The sequence below is a fragment of the Pedobacter nyackensis genome (assembly GCF_032678475.1).
In the GTDB taxonomy this organism is placed as follows: domain Bacteria; phylum Bacteroidota; class Bacteroidia; order Sphingobacteriales; family Sphingobacteriaceae; genus Pedobacter; species Pedobacter nyackensis_A.
The window spans coordinates 501,842-523,089 of the sequence record NZ_JAVTSF010000001.1; the positions used below are offsets into that span (position 1 = coordinate 501,842).

At 37.0% G+C, this 21,248-nt stretch carries 13 protein-coding genes; 6 read left to right on the forward strand and 7 right to left on the reverse strand.

Features of this window, described 5'->3' with window-relative positions; translation table 11 throughout:
* Nucleotides 1-13: 13 nt before the first annotated feature.
* The 7 genes from R2Q84_RS02100 to R2Q84_RS02130 all read right to left on the reverse strand — a co-directional run bounded on the left by R2Q84_RS02100 (nucleotide 14) and on the right by R2Q84_RS02130 (nucleotide 7,265).
* A complete protein-coding gene (locus tag R2Q84_RS02100; RefSeq protein ID WP_316814866.1) occupies nucleotides 14-1,108 on the reverse strand; it encodes an MBL fold metallo-hydrolase in 1,095 nt (364 codons plus the stop codon).
* A gap of 37 nt (nucleotides 1,109-1,145) precedes the next feature.
* Nucleotides 1,146-3,008 carry a DNA topoisomerase 3 gene (locus R2Q84_RS02105; protein WP_316814867.1) on the reverse strand — a complete coding sequence of 621 codons (1,863 nt, stop codon included), beginning with the start codon at nucleotides 3,006-3,008 and terminating at the stop codon, nucleotides 1,146-1,148.
* Between the two features lie 2 nt (nucleotides 3,009-3,010).
* A complete protein-coding gene (locus R2Q84_RS02110; RefSeq protein ID WP_316814868.1) occupies nucleotides 3,011-3,910 on the reverse strand; it encodes a histone deacetylase in 900 nt (299 codons plus the stop codon).
* Between the two features lies 1 nt (nucleotide 3,911).
* Nucleotides 3,912-4,772, reverse strand: a complete 861-nt coding sequence (locus R2Q84_RS02115; RefSeq protein WP_316814869.1) for a bestrophin family protein — start codon at nucleotides 4,770-4,772, stop codon at nucleotides 3,912-3,914.
* Between the two features lie 14 nt (nucleotides 4,773-4,786).
* Complete coding sequence (gene kynU / locus R2Q84_RS02120) at nucleotides 4,787-6,073, reverse strand: kynureninase (RefSeq protein ID WP_316814870.1); 1,287 nt, start codon at nucleotides 6,071-6,073, stop codon at nucleotides 4,787-4,789.
* 117 nt (nucleotides 6,074-6,190) lie between these two features.
* Complete coding sequence (locus R2Q84_RS02125; RefSeq protein WP_316814871.1) at nucleotides 6,191-6,796, reverse strand: DNA-3-methyladenine glycosylase; 606 nt, start codon at nucleotides 6,794-6,796, stop codon at nucleotides 6,191-6,193.
* Nucleotides 6,789-7,265: a GAF domain-containing protein gene (locus tag R2Q84_RS02130; RefSeq protein ID WP_316814872.1), complete on the reverse strand. Its 477-nt coding sequence runs from the start codon at nucleotides 7,263-7,265 to the stop codon at nucleotides 6,789-6,791. The genes R2Q84_RS02125 and R2Q84_RS02130 overlap by 8 nt, the downstream gene beginning before the upstream one ends.
* A 644-nt stretch (nucleotides 7,266-7,909) precedes the next feature.
* Here R2Q84_RS02130 and R2Q84_RS02135 point away from each other — a divergent pair.
* The 6 genes from R2Q84_RS02135 (at nucleotide 7,910) to R2Q84_RS02160 (ending at nucleotide 21,242) form a co-directional block, all read left to right on the forward strand.
* The gene (locus R2Q84_RS02135; protein ID WP_316814873.1) at nucleotides 7,910-10,090 is read left to right on the forward strand and encodes a S46 family peptidase; all 2,181 of its coding nucleotides are present in this window, start codon (nucleotides 7,910-7,912) and stop codon (nucleotides 10,088-10,090) included.
* Nucleotides 10,091-10,151: 61 nt separating this feature from the next.
* Nucleotides 10,152-10,403, forward strand: coding sequence for a hypothetical protein (locus R2Q84_RS02140; protein WP_316814874.1), 252 nt, complete (start codon nucleotides 10,152-10,154; stop codon nucleotides 10,401-10,403).
* Nucleotides 10,404-10,655: 252 nt separating this feature from the next.
* On the forward strand, nucleotides 10,656-11,216 hold the full coding sequence (locus tag R2Q84_RS02145) for a hypothetical protein (protein ID WP_316814875.1): 561 nt from the start codon (nucleotides 10,656-10,658) through the stop codon (nucleotides 11,214-11,216).
* Nucleotides 11,217-11,484: 268 nt separating this feature from the next.
* Complete coding sequence (locus tag R2Q84_RS02150; protein ID WP_226905054.1) at nucleotides 11,485-11,646, forward strand: hypothetical protein; 162 nt, start codon at nucleotides 11,485-11,487, stop codon at nucleotides 11,644-11,646.
* 398 nt (nucleotides 11,647-12,044) lie between these two features.
* The gene (locus R2Q84_RS02155; protein ID WP_316814876.1) at nucleotides 12,045-17,207 is read left to right on the forward strand and encodes a polyketide synthase; all 5,163 of its coding nucleotides are present in this window, start codon (nucleotides 12,045-12,047) and stop codon (nucleotides 17,205-17,207) included.
* Nucleotides 17,208-17,210: 3 nt separating this feature from the next.
* A complete protein-coding gene (locus R2Q84_RS02160) occupies nucleotides 17,211-21,242 on the forward strand; it encodes an amino acid adenylation domain-containing protein (protein ID WP_316814877.1) in 4,032 nt (1,343 codons plus the stop codon).
* The last annotated feature ends 6 nt before the right edge of the window (nucleotides 21,243-21,248 follow it).

The following is a 21,248-nucleotide window of genomic DNA, read 5'->3' on the forward strand; positions in this document are numbered from 1 at the left end:
TGTTTAAAAGCTATTAATCCAGCCACCATTCTTTTGACGGATAGTTTTCATCCAAAACAACTGCTTCACCTAATAAAGGAGTAGTAATTTTAACACTATCCACCTTAGCTTGTTTTACAACACGAATAGCCGGTTCATTCCAACTATGCATAGCCAATGTAAACTTAGCCCAATGAACAGGAAATAAAACTTTTGCATTCAAATCTTTTGCAGCCTGAACGGTTTGTTCAGGAAACATATGAATTAAAGGCCAGTAAGCGTTGTACTGTCCACATTCCAAAATAGCGATATCAAACGGTCCATACTGCTCTCCAGCTTTTTTAAAATGAGTGTCATAACCAGAATCACCACCTAAATACAATTTATGTTTTGATCCCTGCAATATAAAGGCCGACCACAAGGTTTGATTTCTCTTAAATCCTCTTCCTGTAAAATGGCGCGCCGGTGCAGCAGTAAACTTCATATTATTAGTGATCGCCTCTTCACCCCAGGCGAGCTCAACAATCTTCTCCTGAGGTATACCCCAGTGTTCTAAATGAGCTCCGGCCCCTAAAGATGTAATAAAGAGTTTAGTTTTATGTTTTAGCTTTAAAATACTCTGGTAATCCAAGTGGTCATAATGGTCATGGGTAATCAGAACAATATCCAGTTCTGGAAAATCTTCAGCTTTAACAAAATCAGTCCCCATAAAACTTCCTGTTCCAACAAAAGAAATTGGTGAAGGTCGCTTGCTAAACACCGGATCGACTAAAATTTTAACACCATCAATCTGCAAAAAATAAGAAGAATGACCAAACCAAATCAATCTGGTTTTATGCGTAGCGGTAAAATCGGGAACAACATGTGGTAGTGCTTTTTTGGGCGCACTATTTTCATTACCTTTAACCATTCCCACAATCATATCCCAATAACTTACCCCCTCAGGCTTCATTGGTGTAGGCGAAAGATTATCCAGCGTCCCATCTGCTTTAAAGTTAGACAACTTTTTCAGTCGTTCTAATCTTGCTCCTTCTGGTTGATGCCCAAACACAGGCAAATTTAACACCCATACGGTTAATAAAACCAGAACAACTATAATACCCAATAAGGAATACATAAATTTTTTCATTTAAATCATGTAGTTATTACTACACCCCATATAACTATTAATCAGCTTTCTGTTCTTCTACTGCAGGTGGAGGTGCTAATTTTGCAACAAGCGTGTTTCCGGCAAGTAAAAGCTCATTAGTAATTGTCTTTGTATAATCTGCTATCTCTGCTTTAAAATCAACTACAGAAGCACCAGATCTTATTTCTTCCAGACGTTTCTCCCATTGACCGGTCAATTCAGCCTGCGCAATTTTTTGGTCCTTCACTACGTCATATACCGCCAAACCTTTAGTTGTTGGTACAAGATTTCGCTTTTCCCTAGAAATATACTCTCTGTTAATTAGCGTTTCAATTATAGCAGCCCTTGTTGCTGGTGTTCCCAGGCCACTATCTTTCATCGCATACCTCAGCTCTTCATCTTCGATATCTTTTCCCGAAGTTTCCAGCGCTTTTAACAAAGAAGCTTCATTATACATCGGTTTAGGCTTAGTTTGTTTTTCCAATAAAGCCTTATTTGTAATCGGCAATTCCTCTCCCTTCTTTACTTTAGGTAGCGCAGGATTATCCTCATCCTTCTTTTCATCGTCCGATTCATTAAATACAGAACGCCATCCTGCAGAACGTATTACGGTACCATTAGCTACAAATAAAGATCCGGATTCAACCGATATTTTAGTAATTTCTTTTACACACTCCTGATGAAAAGCTTCAAGCATGCGTCCAACTACCATATCATAAACAGCTTGTTTATCACCACTTAACTGATAAGGAGATTCCCCAGTAGGTAAAATTGCATGGTGATCTGTAACCTTTTTCGCGTTAACACTTCTTTTATTCAAAGGAACAGTTTGTAAAAATTCTGCCTGCTTACCGAAATCTTTATGCTCTTTTAGTTTATCAATTAATGTTGGCACACCTGCAAATACATCATCCCCAATATACCTGCTCCCAGTACGAGGATAGGTCACCAGCTTACTCTCATACAAACCTTGTAAAAGATTAAGCGTCTGATCAGCGGTGAATCCCTTACGTTTATTAGCCTCCTGTTGTAAACTACTTAAATCATGCAACAATGGAGGTGGTTCCTTTCTTGGCTTTGCCTCAACATTCAAAATCTTTCCACCATTGCTAAAGCCAGATGCCACATCTTCGATCTTCTCTAAAAGGGCTTCAGCGTCTTCTTTTTTATCGAAGTTGTTTACAGACATTGCTCTAAACAATTGTCCGTCTTTATCCAGTTGTATTGCTAACTGATAATACAACTGGGGAACAAAGTTTTTAATCTCAAGATATCTGGAACAAATCATCGCTAATGTTGGCGTCTGCACCCTACCTAACGACAAAACGGAACGATTGCCCGCCGAAATACTCAATGCCTGGGTTGCATTCATACCAACCAGCCAATCAGACTCAGATCTACAATGTGCCGAATTAAATAAGGTATCGTAATCTGTTCCTGGCTTGAGATTCCTAAACCCTTCCTTTATGGCTTCATCAGTTTGTGAAGAAATCCAAAGCCTTTTAAAAGGCTTCTTACATTTTAAAAAGTAATATATATAACGAAAAATCAATTCACCTTCACGTCCAGCATCCGTTGCTACAATAATTTCTGTAGCCTCATCGAAAAGCTTTTTTATAATATCAAGTTGCTTTCTTACCCCCGGATCTTCTACCATACCATCTTTGGTTTTAATCTTCCGGATAGCGAGTTTAAATTTCTTCGGCAACATCGGTAAATGTTGCCTTCGCCAACCTATAAATCCATATTCCTGTGGAGGCGCCAATTGTAATAAATGGCCGAATGCCCAGGTAAATGAATAACCTTTTCCTTCAATATAGCCATCCTTCTTAGTTGTAGCACCGAAAACCTTAGCCAATTCACGTCCCACCGAAGGTTTCTCTGCAATAACAATCTTCATAATTATTCAAAAATATCTAAACCAATTTTAAAAGTATTACAATGCGCATCCACAATATCTTTTATGTTTGGTGAATAACCACCTCCCATACTCACCTGAACCGGAAGGTGATTGTCTTTACAAAATTGCAATACGATTCTATCTCTCTCTTTACAGCCCTCTTTACTCAAAGCGAGCTTCCCCAATTTATCACTTTCCAACACATCTACTCCCGATAAATAGAAGACAAAGCCTGCCTGATGTTGCAAAAGCCTGGGCAAAGCTGCGCGTAACTTATCTAAAAATATCTGATCCGTTATTCCATCTTCCAATGGAATGTCCAAATCAGAACGCTCCTTTCTAAATGGAAAATTCTTGTCACCGTGCATAGAGAAAGTAAACACCCGAGGTTCATTGTAAAAAATTTCAGCAGTTCCATTACCCTGATGAACATCTAAATCTATAATTAATATACGGTCAACTAAATTACTATTCAACAAATAATTAGCTGCAATTGCCTGATCATTCAACAAACAAAACCCCTCGCCCCAATTGCTACCTGCATGATGGGTCCCCCCAGCAATATTAAACGCAATTCCATATTCTAGTGCAAATAATGCTCCATCAACCGTCCCTTGTGCAATCCTTATTTCACGCTCTACCAACTGTTCATTTAACGGAAAACCAATTCTCCTTTGTTCCTTCGCGGGAAGCGTCAGTTGTTTTAACTGATCCCAATAGTCCTGCTGGTGCGCCAACAACACCACATCCTCATCCAATAAAGCAGGTGTAAACAAATTATGCTCAGTAATTACTCCTTCATGCAGTAGTTGCGCTGGAATCAATTCATACTTAACCATAGGGAAACGATGTCCCTCAGGTAAAGGATGTGCATACAAAGGGTGCCAGGCTATCTTAACCATTTTACTTCAGGATTTCTCCTACATGTTTTTCAATGTTGTTACAAATTTCATTTACCGGAAGATCGTTAGGATCTTCACCAAATGGGTTCTCAATCTCTTCGGCAATCAGTTCTAAACTCGCCAAAACATAAAGTATGAAAGGTACAATCGGTACCACAAAATACCCAAGGCTAAACACCCAACCAAAAGGCAGTGTAATTACATAAATGAAGATGAACTTTTTAATAAATGCGCTATAAGAATACGGTATCGGCGTATTTTTAATGCGTTCGCAACCACCACATATCTCTGTAAACTGCTGCACATCTGCATTTAATATGATAAGCTGTTCATTTGTAATCTCACCATTTGCCTGCAATTCAAAAACTCTGGAAGCGATGCTCGTAGCCACCTGATTAGGAATATGTTTTCCTCCATCCACTTCAATCAACACGCTATTTTTACCAAAATACTGTTTCTCCCTTAAATGTTCCTTCAATGCAAATGCATACTTCGGAATGGCATAATCAAAAAACTCAATATGCTGAGGGTTAAGTTTTAGTGCTTTAATTTTAATTGCGAAATTCCGGCTTACATTGGTTAATCCCCCCAATAATCTTCGCCCTTCCCACCACCTGTCATACGAAGTATTTGTCCTAAAGACCAACAACATAGAGATCACAAAACCCAATAAATTATGCATCATACCTATATTCTTTACATAAGTAGTTTCAGCAAGTTTTAAATAATTAAGCTCCAGGTAAGCTATTACACCAGAAAAAACAGCGACACTCAGCATCAACGGCCATAAAGTACGTATGGTATCCGCTTTATGTACATGGAATATAAAAGTTACCCAATCTTTGGGATTATAATTTATCATATTGACTTCGTTTTTTAAAGAAGCTTTTTACTAATATCCAGCAACAATTCCCCCGTTGTAAATACGTCCTCAAAGGAATTATACAGAGGTACCGGACTTAACCTGATTACATTTGGTTCACGCCAGTCGCCCAATACATTATTAGCTACCAACCCCTGAAAAACTTCTCTTCCTTTTTGCTTTGCAATGATAGAAACCTGCGCTCCACGGTCAACCTCAGTTATCGGAGTAATGATCTTGTACTGTTCCTCTCCTAACACTTTATTCACCTCATTAATAACAAAAAACAAATAAGCACTTAATGTTTTACTTTTATTCCTTAAAGGCTCCATAAAGCCTGCTTTTTCAAAACTTTGTAAAGAGGCATAATACAAAGCCATAGGCATTACCTGTGTACAACTTACCTGCCAGCCATCGGCACCAGGTTCAGGAACAAATCCCTTTTCCATTTTGAAACGTTGCTGCTCCTGATAACCCCACCATCCTGCAAAACGGTTAAGTTTACCATCTGAAAAATGTTTTTCATGCACAAAAATACCGCTTATGCCACCAGGACCAGAGTTTTGATATTTATAAGAACACCAGCAAGCAAAATCGATGTTCCAATCGTGCAATTTCAAAGGAACATTTCCCGCAGCATGAGCCAGATCAAACCCTACCATGGCGCCAGCTGCATGCCCGGCTTTTGTTATGGCTTCCATATCAAACCACTGACCGGTAAAGTAATTAACCCCTCCAAATAATACCAAAGCTATCTCGTTCCCATTAGTTGCAATTGCATCTGTTATATCTTCGGTTCTTAAAGTATATTCATCAGTTCTTGGTGCGACTTCAATAATTGCAGTTGCAGGATCATACCCATGAAAACGAACCTGGCTTTCTATTGCATATTGATCTGAAGGGAAAGCTCCTGCTTCCATGATAATCTTAAACTTAGTTGCCGTTGGTTTATAAAAACTAACCATTAGCAAATGAAGATTTACGGTCAAAGTATTCATCGGACACACCTCAGCAACACTTGCACCTACGATCGGAGCCATCATTTTTTTCAATTCCTTATGATAGAACATCCAGGGGGTATCACCTTCAAACCATCCCTCAACGGCGAGATTTTCCCAATTGTTCAACTGTTCTTCCATAACCTTACGTGCAGCTTTAGGTTGTAGTCCTAAAGAATTACCACACAAATAAATAAATGGCTTTCCATTTTGCTGAGGAAACAAAAAATCTTCTCTTAAATCATGTAATGGATCAGCCTGATCCATCGACTGAGCGAATGCTAAAGTGTTTTCAAAATTCATCACTTCAAATATCCACAAAAAACAGGGATAAATAAATCAGCACAGTCATTTTGTTATCCACAACATGAGACCTCACTCCATGATGGATCTGATTAAAATAGATAAACAGCAGAAAAACTAATTATTTGGCTTACTAACAAACTTATTTCCTTTGACATAATAACGCCATGGCAATGAAGCGTGTTCACCCGCATAATCTATCCCAACCCGGGGAACAGCTGCAATATCATCTGCATCAAAGGCCAGCCCCTCATCTTCAATCCATATTTCATCACCATCCAGGTCTTTTGCGTTTAATTTTTTGTCGACACCCATTGCTTTGGCCAATGCCCCGGGACCGGCAGTAATATTAGGTTTTAAAACCTTCATATTTCTCCTTCTCAACATCACATCAATACCGTCTATTGGCTCCAACCCTCTTATCAATACGGCATGAGGTATTCCCTTTGGTGCCGTAACCACATTCAACAGATGATGAATGCCATAGCACAAGTACACGTAAGATACGCCACCCGCTTCATACATAATTTTGGTACGATCGGTAAACCTACCACCAAAGGCATGGGACGCTTTATCTTCAACACCCTTGTATGCTTCAGTCTCTACTATCGTCCCTCCAGTCAACTCCCCATCTACAAAAGTATATAGTCGCTTACCTAACAACTGTATAGCGAGTTGATTAACTTCTTTACTTTGATAAAAAGAAAAAGGCAATTTAAGCATCCAAAAGACTAACTATTTCCTTTAAATATTTAGCATCAACTCCATCAAAATGAGACAGGTATTCACTATCAACATCTAACACTGCGATTATTTCAGCACCACGATATACAGGTAAAACAATTTCAGACCTTGAAGCGGATGCACAGGCTATATGTCCGGGAAACTGATCTACATCAGGAACAATCAAAACCTCGTTTTGCTGCCACGAAGCCCCGCAAACACCTTTCCCTTTTTTTATTCTAGTACAAGCCACAGGCCCCTGAAATGGACCAAGAACCAGCTCATCACCCTTCACTAGATAAAAACCTACCCAAAACCACTTAAACTGCTCCTTTAGAGCCGCAGCGACGTTCGCCATATTAGCGATCAAATCTTGCTCTCCTGAGATTAAAGAAGCAATCTGAGGAATAAGCGATAAATACTGAGCTTCCTTATCTACGTTAGTGGTAATAATTAAATCTTCTGCCATGATTAAACTTATTGAAGTACAAAAATACAAAAGTTAAACTGATTGCTTCCACATTATAAATGTCCGTTCCTTCTCCGTTCCTGCTCTGAGTTTACATTTACTAGAGTATTAACTGGAAGTTAACAGGGCGTTAGCAGGGCCTTACTAGGACTAGGGGGTAAAGCAAGGCCCTAGTAAGGCCCTAGTAACACCCTACTAATGCCCTACTAATGCCGAACCCTAACAAGTAGTAAAACGGCACAACAATTAACTTAAGAGAAAAAAAATAAAATTCAAAACACTACTGCTACTCCAAAAACGTAATACGTTTATAAACAAGGGACCTTTTGGCCAAAAAGTCGACATCTTCTTTAAAATCAAGCTCTAGGCATTGTAAAAAATCAGATCAAAACGCAGAATGACGACAATTTTCTTTAATAGCGATTCTTTTTTTTAACCGCCCATCCAGCTTCTCCTCCGCGTAAGGACAAAAGCAAATTTTAAGCTCCACCAATAAAAACCTTCTAAATTCAAAAAGCCGACTATGATATTAAGGACTTTTACCCACCAACCGACTAAAATAATTAAATTTGGTGTTTTTAAAATGTGTCCGACAGAAATAAACACATCAATTTAGAACTAACTATTAACAAATATAATCACAAATGAATAAGAAAACCTTGATCACATCATTGTTGACATGTTCCTTGCTCACGGTTGGCATGCTTCAATCGGGCTATAAACCCTGGGAGGAAGGCATGTTTCCATTAAGCGAAATCCACAAACTTGATTTAAAGAAAGCCGGACTAAAGATTAGCCAAAATGAAATCTACAACCCTAAAGGCACCAGCCTTGTTGACGCACTGGTTAACGTTGGCGGGTGTACAGGATCATTTATATCCAATCAAGGATTAATCATCACCAATCACCATTGTGCATTTAGTGCAGTACAACTAGCGAGTACGCCAGAAAATGATTACCTAACCAATGGTTTTGTAGCTGCGTCGCATGAACAGGAAATTGAGGCAAAAGGATTAACATGTCGCATTACGGACAGCTACGAAGATGTGTCTGATAGAGTCCTGGGAGCCGTTGCACAGGTTACAGATCCTACATCCAGGCTAAAGTTAATTAATGATGCACTGAAAAACATTGAAGTTGAAGCCGAAAAAAAAGACCCAAGTATAAAAGCTGAAGTATCAGAAATGTTTATCGGAAAAACTTACGTCCTTTTTAGATATAAAACAATTCAGGATGTAAGACTTGTATATGTTCCAAATCGTCAGATAGGTGAATATGGCGGCGAAACAGACAACTGGGGATGGCCACGTCACACCGGTGATTTCTCTTTTATGCGCGCTTATGTTGCGCCCGATGGCTCACCTGCCAAATTCTCAAAAAACAACGTCCCTTATACACCTAAAAAATTCCTTAAGGTTAATCCAAACGGGACAAATGAAGAAGATTTTGTATTTATCCTGGGCTACCCTGGCAAAACTTTTCGTCACCGTCCTGCTCAATTCATAGCATATCAGCAGCAATACGTATTGCCTTATGTATCCAATTTATACGATTTCCAAAACACAACAATGGAAAACGCCGGAAAGAAAGACAAGACTACTGAGATTAAACTTGCTACCAGAATAAAACGAAATGCCAATGTATTGAAAAACTACAGAGGTAAATTACAAGGACTTAAAGGAATTGACCTGGTTTCACAAAAGAAAGAGGAAGATGCTGCACTTGCCAATTTCATCAATAGCAATGTTGATGTTAAAGCTCGTTACGGCAGTCTGATGACAGATATCGACAACCTGTACAAATTGATTAATGGTGATGCAAAAAGAGACCTATGGTTAACTCAAATCTACAATTCGACCAGCTTACTGGGGGTAGCAAGAAACATTAATACCTTTAAGACTGCACTTGATGCACAGCCAGAAAGCCAGAAAGAAGCCTTTTTTAATCAAAACAAACCTCGTTTAAAGCAATTTATTGCAGGTATTTACGAATCATTTGACTTTGATGCAGATAAAAAGATCCTTAAAAAGATGCTTATAGACGCTTCCGAATTTACTACTGACCAACCAATAAATGCTGTAACTAAAATCACAGGTCAATCTGCAGATAATGAAAAAGTGGTGGACGATTTCATCAACAACACATTTAGCAACACCAAACTTAAGGATACTAATTACGTCTACAATACCTTAATATCTTCAGCCAAAGCTATTGCCAGCTACAATGACGAACTCTTATCTTTAGAGAAAGGCATCTCTACCCAGATCACAGCGTTAAAACCTGAAAAAGACCGACGAGAAGGGGTTTTAAATAAATTAATGGGCGACTATGTGAACGTAAAAGAGAAATTCAAGAAAAAGGATTTCATCCCTGATGCAAATAGCACACTACGTCTTACTTACGGTTATGTAAGAGGCTACTGGCCTGCTGACGCATCCTATATGCGTCCATACACAACAATTAAAGGAATATTAGAAAAAGGAACAACAGGAAACCCTGAATTCGACTACCCTGCTCAAATTAGAAAATTATGGGAAGCTAAAGATTTTGGTTCTTTTGCTAAAAAAGATCTAAACGATGTTCCGGTAGCACTTCTATACAACATGGACACTACCGGTGGCAATTCGGGATCACCAATCATGAATGCCAAAGGCGAATTGATCGGCGTAAACTTTGACCGTGCATACGGCGCTACAATTAATGATTATGCATGGAACGAAAGCTATAGCAGATCTATAGGTGTAGACATCCGTTACGTATTATGGGTAGCTTCAAAAATAGACAATGCTAATTTTCTACTGAAAGAAATGGGCGTTAAAATTTAAATCAATTACAACTAAATAATCAAAAGCCATCCTTTTCGGGATGGCTTTTTACACAAAACACATGAGAGTAATAGCTGAATTACCACATCCGGATTGCAAAATCACATTGTTCAACATGAACCAAAAGTATATCATAAAGTTTGAGCAAGGTACACTCGAACAGAGTTATAAATTATCAGAACTTGACCTGACGGGTGGGGGCGCAAATGAAATATTTCAGATCATTGACGATGCGTTTATTGCCACCGTAGTTGAGCGTTTTAAAGGGATGAGAACAGATTTTTCAGCAGCCTACAACAGACAACAGTATTAATTCATATAACAAAAGATAAAACACTGTAAAACAAAGCCATTAAACAGCAAACAAAACTATATTCTGTAAATATCAACACGCATCGAAACAACACTCCTCTTTTAATAAACAATAAATTCATAACAACACAATTAATAGAACTGAATTACAAACAGTTAAAAAACAAAACAAAATATAATTTTGAAGTTCAAAAATACCAAATATGATATAAGTTAAGTGTTTTTGACAGATATACACTACCTTGCAAGCATCATGAAAAACAGACTCCTAAATATAGCTTTACTTTACCTAATTATAGCATTCACGTCTTGCAATAAAATAACAGAAAGTATCCAGCAGGACATCATCGTTAATGATACAGTTTACTTTGAAATACCCACACTGGATAGTGGCGGCTCAGCACCTGCCGAAGTAAAAAAACAAACACTTAGGCTTGAAGAAGAGATCAAAAAGAGCTTAAACAATTTTACACCTGAAAACATCAAAGCAACCAATATTAAAAGTTTGTTTCTGGCATTATTACCGATTGAAAAAGACTCTATTGATGCTAAGAACAATTTTGGCAATTTAGGAACTATAAAATTCAACATTGCTGCCAATGGAAATATCAGCAACATAGCAAATACGAGTATTACTTCAAGTTCAGTTATTGATTTTCTATCTTTAACACCAGGCATTCAACCTGAAACTCTAAAACCTATCCTAATCAATCCATCAAAAACATACGATATAATTGTTAAAGCAAAAGCACCTACTACTACCCCAATGATAGTTGCAGCACTCGCTACATATACGATTACGCTATCGAAATAAGAGCACCTTCTATTTTACCATAAAATTTCTTATATTTGCATAAAACGGGATATTCATTACACTATTCTCTTAATATTACTTGCCAATTAATCCTTTGATTGGGTTTCAAATTCTATAGGTTGCTGATCCGTTGCCAACCCAGAATTAAATTATATTTCGCCCTAATGATTAAGTAATCATATTGCAGGCTACAACAGGTAAGAGCAGAGAAAAGTTATTTTTTTTTAACTAATACATTGAATTTATGGCTAAATCTCAGGCTACCTTCATGAAGAAGCAACTAGAAAAGAACAGACAAAAGAAAAAAGAAGATAAAGAACAACGCAAGCTGGAACGTCAGCAAAATTCTACTGGAGGCGACTTAGAAAGTATGATGGCCTGGGTGAATGAATTTGGAGAAATCGTAAACACACCTCCAGAAAAGAAGTAATTTCATATATAAATAAAAGAAAGCCAATCCTGTTTAGGATTGGCTTTCTTTTTATCCAAACATTCCATTTCCAAAGACCAGACCTAAGTCACCGCCCTACCACAGGAAAACGCTGGTAAAAAAAACAGCAATAACCTGCGAAATAGATGTTTAAACCCCAATTTTGAAAGAAATAATTTTAAAAATTCAAGTGTATTTTATCACAATTCACCTTTCATTACATCATATTTTATTTATATTAGGCTCCTATTCAATAAGGATAATTTTTAAAGCCAAAACCAAACCAGATAAAAATGTATTAAACCTTAAATTAAATCATCTTATCAGCTAAATTAGAACTACTTAAAAAAAGAAAGCGTTTTTCAAACGCTAACAATCAAACTTAACTCTCCATCTTTATGATTAATAAGAATTCATTTATTTATTTATTTGCTGAACAGGTAGAAAGAATCCCAAATAATATTGCTATTGTCTGTAAAGACAGTAAATTAAGCTATATTCAGCTAGAAGAAAAATCGAACCAAATAGCTAACTTTCTTCTGAAAAAAGGCGTTAATAAAACAACAACAGTTGGCATCTACCTGGACCGTTCTATAGAATTGTTAACAACCATATTAGGTGTACTTAAAACCGGAGCTTCTTATGTTCCATTAGACCCAATTTATCCACAGGATAGAATTGACTTTATGCTGGAAGACTCTGGAGCTTCAATACTCATCAATTCTACCTATTTTAAAGAGCAATTTAACACCCCTGCTGAAATAATCTATTTAGAAAAGCATTTTGCAGAAATAGAACTTTGTGATAAAACTGCAGCCGATGTTACTATAGAGGGAACTGACGTCGCTTATATACTTTATACATCTGGCTCTACAGGGAAACCAAAAGGAGTTCAGATAGAGCACTATAATTTGTTAAATTTTTTATTAAGCATGAAAAAAGAACCCGGCTTAGTAGAAAGCGACTTTTTCCTCGCCAATACAACAATTTCATTTGATATTGCAGCGATGGAGATTTTCCTTCCTTTAATTGTGGGAGCAAAAATTCTAATGGTTGATTCGGAGTTGCGGTTAGATCTTCATAAAATTTTATCAGTTATTGAAGAGCAAAAGGTAACTGTTATGCAGGCAACCCCTACTACCTGGAGACTAATGATTGATGCAGGCTGGAAAAACAAATTATCTTTAAAAGTATTATGCGGTGGCGAAGCTTTTCCTCAGGATCTCGCTAATCAACTTTTAAACCTGAGTGATGAAGTGTGGAATGTTTATGGTCCTACAGAAACTACTATATGGTCAACGATCAAGAAAATTTCAAGAAATGAAAAACCTATTTCTGTAGGGAAACCTATTGACAATACACAGATCTACATATTGGGAGAAGATTTACAGCGCTTGCTGGATGGAGAAATTGGCGAAATTTGCATAGGTGGTCATGGAGTTGCCAGAGGCTATCTAAATAGACCAGAGCTTAATCAGGAAAGATTTTTAAAAGATACATTTTCAAATATAGCAGGGGCGAAAATTTACAGAACTGGTGATTTAGGACTTTTTCTACCGAATGGGGAAATTCAATGTTTAGGTCGAATGGACGATCAGGTGAAAATTCAGGGATACAGAATTGAGTTGGGTGAGATTGAAAACTGTATTTCCAGCTTTCCAAATATTAAGCGTTGTTGTGTAATTGTTTGGGAAGAAAAACAATCTGGTAACAGATTGGTTGGATACATTGTTAGTATAGAAAACAAATCCATAGATATAAATGAGTTAATCGAATATCTAAAAAAGGAGATGCCAGAATATATGGTACCTACCGTTTTTGTTCAACTAGAGGTTTTTCCATTAACTAGCAACGGTAAATTAGATAAAAAATCTTTACCTCCGCCGGTAAGAAAAAGATCTTCAACAGGCACTCTTTATAGAGCACCTACTTCAACCCTCGAAAAAAACATTATCACTATCTGGAAATCATTACTCGAAATAGATCAAATTGGCACAGATGATAATTTTTTTGAAATCGGAGGGAATTCTATTTTAGCTATAAAAACAGTTTCAATATTAAAAAACGAATACAACATAACATTACCGATTATAAAACTGTATCAACACCCTACTGCCAATGGCATATCAAAAATAATTGGTACAAATAATTCTGGTCAATTCTCATTTGAACCTCTAAATTCTGTAAAACAAAAGGAAGTTGCTATTATTGGAATGGCTGGAAGATTTCCCGGGGCAGATAATATAAATGAGCTTTGGGATGTGCTAACCGAAGGAAAAGAAACAACAAAATTCTTTGACTACGAAGAACTTGATAAGCAAATACCAGACGAAGAGAAAAACAACAAAGACTATGTCCGTGCTCGTGGAGTTATAAATAATCCAGAATGGTTTGATGCCGAATTATTTGACGTTACCCCTACAGTAGCTAAATTGATGGATCCTCAGCAACGTGTTTTTCTTGAAATCTGCAGAGAAGTACTAGAGACTACTGGTCATTTATCAAGCCAGTACGATGGTATTACAGGGGTATTTTCAGGTAGCGGCACCAATGATTACTATATAAACAATTTACTCTCTAACCCGGATGAAATAGCAAAAATCGGTAATATTCAAGTTTTCACTCTCAATGAAAAAGACTATTTAAGCAGTAGAGTCGCCTATCATTTAGATTTAAAAGGACCTGCAGTAAGTGTATACTCCGCATGCTCTACCTCATTGCTTGCCATTGCACAAGCTGTTACGGCAATCAGAAATAACCAGTGTGACTCCGCTATAGCAGGAGGAATATCAATAACCACTCCAGTTAATAGTGGTCACCTTTATGAAGAAGGTGCTATTTTTACTGATGATGGACATTGCCGACCTTTTGACGCATTAGGAAAAGGTACCGTTTTTAGTGATGGTGCGGCTGTGGTTCTATTAAAAGATCTGGAATTAGCGAAAAAAGATGGTGATGAAATTTTCGCGGTTATTAAAGGTATTGGAATCAATAATGATGGTGCATTAAAAACTAGCTTTACTGCTCCAAGTACCATTGGACAGGCCAAAGTTGTAGCTATGGCTATCCATGATGCAGGAATAAAGCCAGAATCTATTAGTTATATTGAAGCACACGGTACAGCAACTCCAATTGGAGATCCTATAGAAATTGAGGGACTAAAATTAGCGTTTGGTCATCAGACAAAAAAACAGTACTGTGCTATTGGTTCTTTAAAGAGTAATATGGGCCATTTAACGCATGCGGCTGGTGCAGCCGGATTGATAAAAACTACGCTTGCATTATACCATAAAAAAATTCCCGCCTCTATAAACTACAGTCAGCCTAATCCTAATATAGATTTCGTCAATAGTCCCTTTATTGTCAATGATAAATTAATAGATTGGCAAAGCGATGTAAACCGTATTGCCGGCGTAAGTTCCTTTGGTATCGGCGGTACTAATGTACATACAATTCTTGAAGAATACCCCTCCGCATCCCTCAAAGAGCAAACCAAGCTCGAGGTCCCTGTATTGATAAGTTGGTCTGCCAAATCCGAAAAATCGATTGATTTGTATGCTGATAAGTTAAAGGATTATATTAGTCAAAATCCTGAAGTAAATATAGCTGACATCAGTTACACACTACAGACTACCAGACAGAATTTTAATTTAAGAAACTATATAGTTGCAAACAATGGAGCTGATCTGCTGCAAAAGCTACAAACAAAGGCCTGGCAAACTAATAGCCTTACTGAAAAAAATAACAATTTAGTTTTCATGTTTCCCGGACAAGGTGCACAGTATATTAATATGGGGCTGTCACTTTATAAAAATGAAAAAGTTTACAAAGATGCAATTGATGAATGTGCTGAATTACTGCTATCTGAACTTGGTGAAGATATTAGGAAGGTTATTTTTTCTGAAGAATCCGAAGAGGAAGCTTCTAAAAAATTAAAAAACACCTATTATGCTCAACCAGCGATTTTTATATCCGAATATGCACTTGCCAAATTGTGGCTAAGTTGGGGAATTGAGCCTACTGCGTATATAGGTCATAGTGTAGGTGAATATGTTGCAGCACATCTATCTGGTGTTTTTTCGTTACCTGATGCGCTAAAATTGGTTGCTTCCAGAGGAAGGTTAATTAGTAAGCTTGCTTCGGGCAGTATGTTATCCATACGTGAGTCATCAGAAAAAATAGCTTTATCACTACCTAAAGGTGTATCTATTGCCGCTATTAACGCGCCTAATTTATGTGTGGCCTCCGGACCAGCTGAACTTATACAAAGCTATGCTGAAGAACTTGAAAAAAGAGGAATCAAAACCGCATTATTGCATACCAGTCATGCGTTCCATTCTGAAATGATGAATCCCATTCTAAACGAGTTTAAAGAAATAGTGAGTAGTGTGCCTTTAAATATTGTAAAAAAAGCAGCAATTTCAACTGTTACCGGAGACTGGATGAAGGACAGCGAGGGAATAGACCCTGACTATTGGGTAAAACACATTAGTGCTACTGTTAGATTCTCCGATGGAGTTAAAATCCTTTCTACTGAACTAAATCCTGTTTTTCTGGAAGTTGGTCCTGGAAATGTGACCGCAACGCTAACCCGCCAACATGGAGGAGATACTATTTCAAAAACTATTGGTGGGTTAACCGCTGAGGGGGAATATGAATCAATCTTAAATGCCTTAGGCAAACTCTGGGCGAATGATATTAACCTGGATTGGAACAAAGTATATGGAAAAAGAAGAAGTAAAATAACAAATTTACCGAGCTATGCATATAATAGAAAATATTTTTGGATCAATTCAAAACAAGAAAAATTACCGCAGTTAAATTCCAATATAGATACAACTGTCCAAACCGATGTACTGCCTGAGGAACATGATGTCAAAACATATAATGAAAAGGAAGTTATAATAGAGCGTATTAAACAAATACTATATAACGCTTCTGGAATAGAGATGAATAAAGTAAATCTATTTTCTAGTTTTATTGAAATAGGACTTGATTCTTTACTCCTTACCCAAATAGCCGTAAGTTTAAAAAATGAGTTTAATTTACAGCTTACTTTTAGAAAACTTAATGAGGAGTACTACAACATTGACTTATTGAGTTCACATATACTTAAAAATCAACCTGCCAGAAGCGAACCATTTAATCAACCCATAAAACCTCCAGTTTCATCGTTATCCGAAACAACTGCAGCTACGGATAATTTACCTATAGCAATCCAGCTACTGACAGAACAAGTTACATTCTTGGCCAAACAGATAACTCTACTTCAACAAGCAGCTGATAAAACGGTGAATACTAACGGAACGCACCCTATTTTACAGTCGGAAGCAAATCATAATTCGTATAACCAAAATTCTGAGAAAGAAATCTTAGAGTCAAAAAACACCCCTGCACCTATAAAGGCTACCAATGGTCTTCAACTTACTAATTATTTCAAGAAACCACCGATGAAGAATGCTCGATTAGGAAAAGATAAGTCTGGAAATCCAGCATGGTTCATTCCTGACGAGAAAAATCCTGGAAATTTCATCCAGCTAGAATTACGCAATAACATTTAAAGTATGGAATCTAATTTTTCACTAATACCCGTTGACTTTAACCCGTTTGAAAACCACCAACTTGAAAAGGTTGTTCAAATTAGTGAACCACAGAAAGAAATCTGGGCTTCCTGTATTCTTGGTGGTAATGAAGCTAATCTAGCTTATAATCTATCCGTCTCTGTTAAATTAGATGGCACTTTTAATTTTGAAGCATTTAAACAAACGATATCTATTTTAATTTCCAGACATGAAGCGCTACGTGCCACATTTGATCCACTCGGTGAATATTTAATGGTAAGTAAAGATGTTCCTTTTTCACTGGAAATCAATGATCTATCTACCCTGCGCGGAGATCAGCAGGAAAGTCAGATTAAAGATTTTCTTGACACCGAAATGAGCACTTCCTTTGATTTATTGAAAGGGCCATTATTTAGATTTTTTTTACATAAGAAAACCGACACGAGTCATCTTTTCACCCTAATCGTTCATCATATTATTGCGGATGGTTGGTCAGTAGGAATTTTGCTTCAAGATATTGCAGAGCTTTACTCTGACCTTGTAAAAAAACGACCACTCGCAGCTAAAAATATAACTCAAATAAGTGATTACAATGATGAAGAAATCCATTTTAAAGAAACTCAGAACTATTCGGAAATTGAAAAGTACTGGTTAAATACATTTAAGTCATCTGTACCAGTTACCGACTTACCGACCGACCGTCCCCGTCTTTCTCCTCGAAGTTATGCGGGACGTAGATATGATTATAGAATAGACAGCGATGATGTAAAGCAGTTAAAAAAATTAGGAGCAGATGCAGATGCAACACTCGTTGTTACACTCCTTAGCGGATTCGAAATACTACTTCATAAGGTAACCGGTCAAAATGAAATTGTTATCGGGCTACCAACCGCCGGACAGGCAGCGACTGAAAACTTCTATTTAGTGGGACATTGTGTAAATTTACTTCCATTAAAATCCGAATTAGATGAAAGCTTATCCTTCGACGAATATCTGCGTATACGAAAAACTAAATTCTATGATGACTACGAACATCAACGCATTACGTTTGGAGAGCTTATAAAAAAGCTAAAACTAAAAAGAGAAGATTCAAGGATACCATTAGTACCCATTATGTTTAATGTAAGTTTGGGTATGGATACCAATTTTGCATTTGAAGGCTTGTCCCATCATCTAACTTCAAATGCCAGACCGTCCGAAACATTCGAAATCTTTTTAAATATTAATAGTGACAAAGACGCAATAATTTTAGAATGGTCTTATAATATAAACCTTTTTGATTCAACTACTATCAGCCAATTGAATGACTCTTTCTTACTATTATTAAAAACTGTCATAAAAAAGCCTAACATAAGGATCAGTAACATTTTGTTATATGATAAAGATGCATTAATTAAACAAACCAGCCAATGGAACAACACTACCAGCTATTATGATAAAAATACAATCGTTACAAAATTAATAAGCGAAACTGCCAGGCTTTATCCAAATCGCACAGCAGTGACATTTAAAGATGAAAAAACATCTTATAGTTTACTTGAAAGCAAATCCAATCAGCTTGCCAGACTATTGACTGCAAAAGGTATAAAAGTTGGTGATAAAATTGGTTTGTCCTTAGATAGGTCAACAGAAATGTTAATCAGCTTACTAGCTATAATGAAAGCTGGAGCTGCCTATATACCACTTGACCCACAATATCCAAAAGATCGTATTGAATATATGCTGGCCGACTCTGGTGCCAAAATATTAATTACAAGCAGAGATTATCAAGACAGCTTTAAAAGTGATGCAACACAATTATTAATTGAAGATATCTGGGCTAAACTTGATATATATGATGCAAGTTTGCCTGAAACATCTGTTAAAGGGCGTGACCTCGCTTACATCCTTTATACATCAGGCTCAACAGGGTTACCAAAGGGAGTACAAATAACCCATAGCAGTTTGGTTAATTTCCTGCTAAGTATGCAAAAAGAGCCAGGAATTGATGAGAAAGACATAGTCTTGGCCATCACAACGATATCATTTGATATTGCAGGATTAGAATTATACCTGCCATTAATTACCGGAGCAGAGATTGCTTTGGCAGATACAGATACGGCTAGAAATGGTATAACGTTATTTCAGTTTATTAAAGATGCTAAAGTAACAATTATGCAGGCTACACCTTCGACCTGGAGAATGCTGATGGATGCTGGCTGGGATGACTGTTTGCCTATAAAAGCGCTTTGTGGTGGAGAACCATTAGCGAAGGACCTTGCTGAAAAACTACTGAAAAGATGTAGTTCACTTTGGAATATGTACGGTCCTACCGAAACAACCATATGGTCCACCTTAAAAGAAATATTACCGACTGACGAAATTATAAGTATCGGAAGGCCGATAGATAATACAGCTATATTTATTTTAGATAAAGATCTGAATCATTCCCCAATTGGTTCTTCCGGAGAAATATGCATTGGCGGAGATGGCTTATCAATTGGCTACCTGAATAGACCTGAACTTACATCTGAAAAGTTTAGAAGTACAGATCTATTAGTTGATGGAGCTAAGATATACAGAACCGGAGATCTAGGAAAATTCTTAAGCAATGGTGAGATTCAATGTCTGGGAAGAATTGACCAGCAGGTTAAATTACGTGGACATCGTATTGAGCTGGAAGAAATCGAATATCATTTATTAAAGCTTAATGGAATAAAAGAAGGTGTCGTTACCATGCGGGAAGATAATCCGGGAGATCAACGTCTGGTAGCTTATGTTGTTAATGGAAATGACAGACTTACAAAGGAAGAAATTGATTCATGGAAAAACTTGTTAAAAGAGGAACTTCCGTATTATATGATTCCTAACGATTGGGTTGTACTCAAAAAAATGCCACTTACAAACAATCATAAAGTAGACAAAAAGGTCTTGCCAAAACCTGAATATAAATATATTCTTAATGAAGCTTCGTCTAGACCATTAAAAGGACGAAGCGAAGAGATGCTGGCAAAAATTTGGTCTGAAACTTTAAAAATAGAGTCTGTTAAACCAGAAGATGACTTTTTTGATTTGGGCGGGCATTCGCTAATCGCAATTAAGGTAATGATGTCAATCGAAAAAGAAACAGGCAAGCGATTGCCCCTGGCTTCTTTGTTTGAAAATTCTACATTAGAAAAGTTGGCCAAACTGATTGAGTTTGATGAAAGCGATATTGAGTGGAATTCTCTGGTTCCTATTAAAGCGACAGGAAATAAACCTCCGCTTTATATTGTACATGGATGGGGATTAAATGTATTAGGTTTCCGGAACCTGGCTAAGGTAATAGAAGATGATCAACCGATATATGGACTACAAGCAAAAGGTTTAAATGGCGATGATTTCCATTTTGATTCAGTTAGTGAAACTGCAGCACACTATATTTCAGAAATTATGAAATATAATCCAGACGGCCCCTATTTGGTATCGGGATATTCCTCAGGAGGTATTATCGCATTTGAAATGGCGAAACAGTTAAAAGAACTTGGTAAGGAAGTTCCTTTTTTAGCTTTTTTTGACACCTATACTGAAGTAAGTGATATTGCAATGTTAAAAAAACAAAAAAGAATCATGCCTTACATCAATTTCTTTTATAAGAAACTTATATACAGCGGACTATTTTTTATCCGCACCCCAAAAGCTTTTCTTAAAGATAAACGAGACTTTACATTGGGTACACTCTATAATATTTATGCGAAGTTTAAGCCCAAAAAAGTGATCGATATGAGTATACATGAAAATAAGTTATTGGAACTAAAATGGTCAAATGACAGACTAATGAAAAAGTACATTTTTACACCTTACGATGGCCATGCTTATTTATTCAAATCCAATGATCCGAGAACAACTTATTACAGTCATTTTGAAAGCAACGGCTGGGCTCCATATATAGATAAAGGACTGACATCGGTGGATCTCCCCATCGGTCATCTGGACTTTTTTAAACCCGATTTTGTTCATCATCTCGCGGCTAAACTTCATCAAGAGCTAGCTAAAATTCAAATAAGTGAGAATTAAAATAGA

Bases quoted from the DNA above. Each gene is read 5' to 3' on its own strand.
- R2Q84_RS02105 (WP_316814867.1), bottom strand. From the start codon at position 3,008: ATGAAGATTGTTATTGCAGAGAAACCTTCGGTGGGACGTGAATTGGCT.
- R2Q84_RS02100 (WP_316814866.1), bottom strand. From the start codon at position 1,108: ATGAAAAAATTTATGTATTCCTTATTGGGTATTATAGTTGTTCTGGTT.
- R2Q84_RS02110 (WP_316814868.1), bottom strand. From the start codon at position 3,910: ATGGTTAAGATAGCCTGGCACCCTTTGTATGCACATCCTTTACCTGAG.
- R2Q84_RS02125 (WP_316814871.1), bottom strand. From the start codon at position 6,796: ATGCTTAAATTGCCTTTTTCTTTTTATCAAAGTAAAGAAGTTAATCAA.
- R2Q84_RS02145 (WP_316814875.1), top strand. From the start codon at position 10,656: ATGAAAAACAGACTCCTAAATATAGCTTTACTTTACCTAATTATAGCA.
- R2Q84_RS02140 (WP_316814874.1), top strand. From the start codon at position 10,152: ATGAGAGTAATAGCTGAATTACCACATCCGGATTGCAAAATCACATTG.
- R2Q84_RS02160 (WP_316814877.1), top strand. From the start codon at position 17,211: ATGGAATCTAATTTTTCACTAATACCCGTTGACTTTAACCCGTTTGAA.
- R2Q84_RS02155 (WP_316814876.1), top strand. From the start codon at position 12,045: ATGATTAATAAGAATTCATTTATTTATTTATTTGCTGAACAGGTAGAA.
- R2Q84_RS02115 (WP_316814869.1), bottom strand. From the start codon at position 4,772: ATGATAAATTATAATCCCAAAGATTGGGTAACTTTTATATTCCATGTA.
- R2Q84_RS02130 (WP_316814872.1), bottom strand. From the start codon at position 7,265: ATGGCAGAAGATTTAATTATTACCACTAACGTAGATAAGGAAGCTCAG.
- kynU (WP_316814870.1), bottom strand. From the start codon at position 6,073: ATGAATTTTGAAAACACTTTAGCATTCGCTCAGTCGATGGATCAGGCT.
- R2Q84_RS02135 (WP_316814873.1), top strand. From the start codon at position 7,910: ATGAATAAGAAAACCTTGATCACATCATTGTTGACATGTTCCTTGCTC.
- R2Q84_RS02150 (WP_226905054.1), top strand. From the start codon at position 11,485: ATGAAGAAGCAACTAGAAAAGAACAGACAAAAGAAAAAAGAAGATAAA.